The following is a 4,129-nucleotide window of genomic DNA, read 5'->3' as shown; positions in this document are numbered from 1 at the left end:
CAGACTCGGCGGGTCCGGCCAACCCCTCCAACTCGGAGATCCAGCGAACGCCTCGGACGTAGCGGTCCGGCGAACGCCTCGGACGTAGCGGCTCCGCCGACCCGTCGGACGTAGCCGGTTCGCTGACGCCGCAGACGTAGCGGCTTGGCGGACGCCACGAACCCAGCCGGGAAGCCTCAGACGTAACTCCGCGCCGGCGCCGGCCTCAAGGCCGAGGCGATCGCGTCCGCCAGTTCCTCGATCTCGTCCTCGGCGAGCGTCGAGACGGTGACCCGGATGCCGGGCGGTGTGCTCAGCCGGAAGCGCGCGCCGGGGGCGACGGCCCAGCCCCCGTGCAGCAACCGGGCGACGGCGCCGGTCTCGTCCGGCACGGGCACCCACACGTTCATACCGCTGCGCCCCTGCGCCACGACACCGCGCCGACCGAGCGCGCCGATCAGCGCGTCCCGGCGCCCCTCGTACGCCGCCGCCACCGCGCGCGTGTCCACCGCCCCGTCGGCCCACAGCCGCACCAACGCCCGCTGGATCAGCCGGCTGACCCAGCCGGGCCCGAGCTGCTGCCGGCCGTGGACCCGGTCGACGGTGACGGCGTCCCCGGTGAGCAGAGCGAGGCGCAGATCGGGGCCGTAGGCCTTGGCCGCGGAGCGCACGAACGCCCAGTGCCGGGTGGCTCCGGCCAGCGGGTGGAGGGGCATGTCGACGATGCCGTGCCCGTGGTCGTCCTCGATGAGGAGGGTCTCCGGGTGCTCCTGGAGCACCGACCGCAGGGCACGCGCGCGTGTGGCGCTCACCGCGGCGCCGGTCGGGTTCTGCGCCCGGTCCGTGACGATCAGGGCACGCGCCCCGGCCTCCAGCGCCCGCCGTACGTCATCGACGTACGGCCCCTCGTCGTCGAGACCGACGGGGACGGTCCGCAGCCCGAGCGCCGGGACGAGGTCCAGGATCCGGCTCCAGCCGGGATCCTCGACGGCGACGGTGTCGCCGGGCTTGAGGTGGGCCGCCAGGACCCGCTCCACGGCGTCGAGCGCCCCGGAGACCACGGCGAGCGGCCCTTCCGGCACCCCGTCGGCGTCGAACCCGTCCCGGGCGATCCGGGCCAGCTCCGGATCCACGGGCGCCTCGCCGTACAGGACGGGAGCACGGTCGCCCTCGGCGGCCGCCGCCGCGAACGCCGCCGCGAGGGCCGGCAGCAGCGCCGGATCCGGATTGCCGCTGGACACGTCGCGCACGCCTTCGGGGACGTCGACCATGATGTGGTCCCGCCCGGTCGTGGCCGGCGCGGGCCGCACCCGGCTGCCGCGCCGGCCCGCGGTCTCGATGACCCCGCGCTCGCGCAGGGTCCGGTACGCGGCCGCGACCGTGTTGGGATTCACTCCCAGCCGCTCCGCCAGCTCCCGCATGGGCGGCAGCAGTTGCCCCGGCCGCAGCTCACCGCTCCCCACCGCCCGCTCGATGCTCGCGGAAATGTCCGCTGCGCGACGTCCGCTGATCCGATACTCTCCTAGCACAAAACTGATTATGCACTAGTGCAATGGAGAAGTGCCATGCAGGGGACCCCGCAGACGCCGTCGCGACCCGCCGCCTACGCCCCCACCGACCGCACCGTCCCCACCCGCTCGGCGGACCGGGCCTCGTACGACAGGGAACTGGTGCACTCGATACTCGACGAGGCCTACGTCTGCCATCTGGGCTTCGTCCGCGACGGCACGCCGGTCGTACTGCCCACGCTGTACGCCCGGGTCGGCGAGCGGCTCTACGTGCACGGTTCGACGGGCTCGCGCCCGCTGCGGGCGGCAGGCCAGGCCGACCCGGGTCTCCCGGTCTGCCTGACCGTCACGCACGTCGACGGGCTGGTCCTGGCCCGCTCGGCCTTCCACCACTCGGTCAACTACCGCTCCGTGGTGGTGCACGGCGTCGCCCACGACGTGGCGGACCCCGAGGAGAAGCGGCAGGCCCTGGACGCCCTGGTCGACCATGTCGTGCCGGGGCGTTCGGCCGACTCGCGGCCGGCCAACAAGAAGGAGCTGGCCGCCACCGCGGTGATCCGCCTCGACCTGGACGAGGTCTCCGCCAAGCTCCGCACGGGCGGCGTGGACGACGAACCGGAGGACCTCGGCCTGCCGCACTGGGCCGGTGTGGTCCCGGTGCGGAAGACCTACGGTGCTCCGATCGCCGACCCCGACCTGGCCCCCGGCACCGAACTGCCCGACTACTTGAGGGCACGGTAAGGGGGCGGGGAGCTGCGCAACCAGCCGCAACTCCCCACCCCCTAGTCACACGAGCATCACTGGCTCCTTGGCCCTCGCACCCCGTGCCTCCCCCACCGCAAGCCCCGCGACCGAGCCCAGCATCAGCAAAGTGCCGGCCAGCGTCGCCGCCGTGAGGTGCTCACCGAGCAGCACGACGGCGAGCGCCGCCGCGCTCACCGGCTCCAGCAGCATGATCACCGAGACGGTGGCCGACCGTACGACGGCCGCGCCCGCGAAGTAGAGGCCGTAGGCGAGAGCCGTGGGGACGGCGGCGACGTACGCCAGCAGGACCAGGACCCGGCCGGGGTCCTCGGTGTGCGGCAGCAGCCCCTCGGACAGGGCGAACGGCAACAGGCACAGGCTCGTGACGGCGAAGGCCCCGACGGTCGTCCGGGAGGAGTCGGCCTCGCCGCCGCGGCCCCACCGGCGGATGAGCAGCGTCATCACGCTGTACCCGGCCGCGGACAGCAGCGCGAGCAACACACCCCACGGGCGCACGGCCGTGCCCCCGCCGCCGAGGACGAGGACCGCGAGCCCGGTGAGCGCGCCCACGACGGCGGCGGTTCCGCCCCGGCCGAGGCGCTCGGCGAGCGTCAGCCGGGCGCCGAGCGCGATGAACACCGGTCCGGCGCCCAGGGTGACGACCGTGGCGACGGCGAGGCCGGTGGCGGAGACGGCCGCGAAGTACGCCGTCTGGAACACCGCGAGCCCGATTCCGGTGATGCCGGCTCGCAGCGTCCGGCGGCCAAGCGGCTCGCGTACGGCGGCCTGGGCGCGCGGCCGGACGAGGCGGACTGCGAGCAGCAGCACGAGTCCGGCGGCACAGCGCCAGAAGGAGAGGGCGACGGGCCCCATGTCACTGACCTGGTAGACCAGTGAGGCGGCCGCGCCCGCGGTGCCCCAGGCGACACCGGCGACGATCAGATAGAGGAGGCCTCGCCCTACGGGCAGGCCGGAGGCAGTGTTCGACACGTGTTCTCTCCGCAGACGCGCACGGCGCGCCGCGCGGGATCGGCGGCGGCTGGTGCGCGGAAGTTCGGGAAGGGCCCCGGATCACGTCGGATCAGCGGGGTCCGCGGACTTCGTCTGCGGGCAGCACCGTTCGGCCCGGCAGTGACACGCCGGGCGCGGTTTCCGGAGGGCCCGCCTCAGGCGGCCGGAGGCGGAAGAACGAGTGCGTTCGAAGGCATGATCGGCACCCTATGCGGCCCTGCCGGGCCGGGACAACTTCCTTTCCGGGCCGCCGCTCGCCACCGGCTGTCCGGAGCCCTTCGAGGGCGTCGAGGACTGTGCGATGAACGCGCCCACCAGCACGATCACGCCACCGGCGAGCTGCGGGGCCGACAGGTGCTCACCCAGCAGGATCCAGGCCAGGACGGTGGCGATGACCGCTTCGAGACAGGCCACGACACCGGCGACCTGTGGGGACAGCCGGCGCACGGCGAGCACGCCGGTGACGTAGGCGACGACCGTGGCGACGAGGACGATCCAGGCCAGCAGGGCGATCGCGGCGACGGGCGTGCCGTTCATGCGCGCGGTGCCCGTGAGCACGGACCAGTCCATGTTCCAGGGCCGGGCGATGACGGTCAGCACGGCAGCGCCGACGAGCAGGCCGTAGGCGATGACGCCGAGGGGGTCGGGCGCCTCGTCCCCGGCGTCGCTGCCCTGGTCGGAGAGGATGAAGTAACCGACCTGGCAGCAGGCCGCGCCGAGTGCGAGCAGCAGTCCCAGGGCATCGAAGCCGAGCCCCGACCACACCTCGACGACGCACGCGAGCCCGCCGACGGCGAGGACGACACCGACCGCTGCGGCACGCGTCACGGGCCGCCGCTGCACGAACCGGACCCAGCCCAGCACGAGGGCGGGCGCCAGGTACTCGA

At 74.0% G+C, this 4,129-nt stretch carries 4 protein-coding genes; 1 reads left to right on the top strand and 3 read right to left on the bottom strand.

Annotated features, from left to right (window positions below; genetic code table 11):
- Nucleotides 1-176: 176 nt before the first annotated feature.
- Nucleotides 177-1,508 (bottom strand): aminotransferase class I/II-fold pyridoxal phosphate-dependent enzyme, encoded by a 1,332-nt coding sequence (locus AOQ53_RS37550; RefSeq protein WP_059424333.1) that lies wholly within the window; start codon nucleotides 1,506-1,508, stop codon nucleotides 177-179.
- Between the two features lie 36 nt (nucleotides 1,509-1,544).
- On the opposite strand from AOQ53_RS37550, the gene AOQ53_RS37545 reads away from it, so the two are divergent.
- A complete protein-coding gene (locus AOQ53_RS37545) occupies nucleotides 1,545-2,228 on the top strand; it encodes a pyridoxamine 5'-phosphate oxidase family protein (protein ID WP_059424331.1) in 684 nt (227 codons plus the stop codon).
- 45 nt (nucleotides 2,229-2,273) lie between these two features.
- On the opposite strand, the gene AOQ53_RS37540 is transcribed toward AOQ53_RS37545, so the two are convergent.
- Both AOQ53_RS37540 and AOQ53_RS37535 read right to left on the bottom strand, forming a co-directional pair.
- Complete coding sequence (locus tag AOQ53_RS37540) at nucleotides 2,274-3,221, bottom strand: DMT family transporter (RefSeq protein ID WP_059424328.1); 948 nt, start codon at nucleotides 3,219-3,221, stop codon at nucleotides 2,274-2,276.
- Between the two features lie 228 nt (nucleotides 3,222-3,449).
- The coding region (locus tag AOQ53_RS37535) for an EamA family transporter (RefSeq protein ID WP_059424326.1) at nucleotides 3,450-4,129 on the bottom strand (680 nt) is incomplete at its 5' end.

Origin of the sequence: Streptomyces azureus, assembly GCF_001270025.1 — a bacterium.
Classification (GTDB): Bacteria; Actinomycetota; Actinomycetes; order Streptomycetales; family Streptomycetaceae; genus Streptomyces; species Streptomyces azureus.
This window is presented reverse-complemented; position numbering and strand designations above follow the sequence as displayed.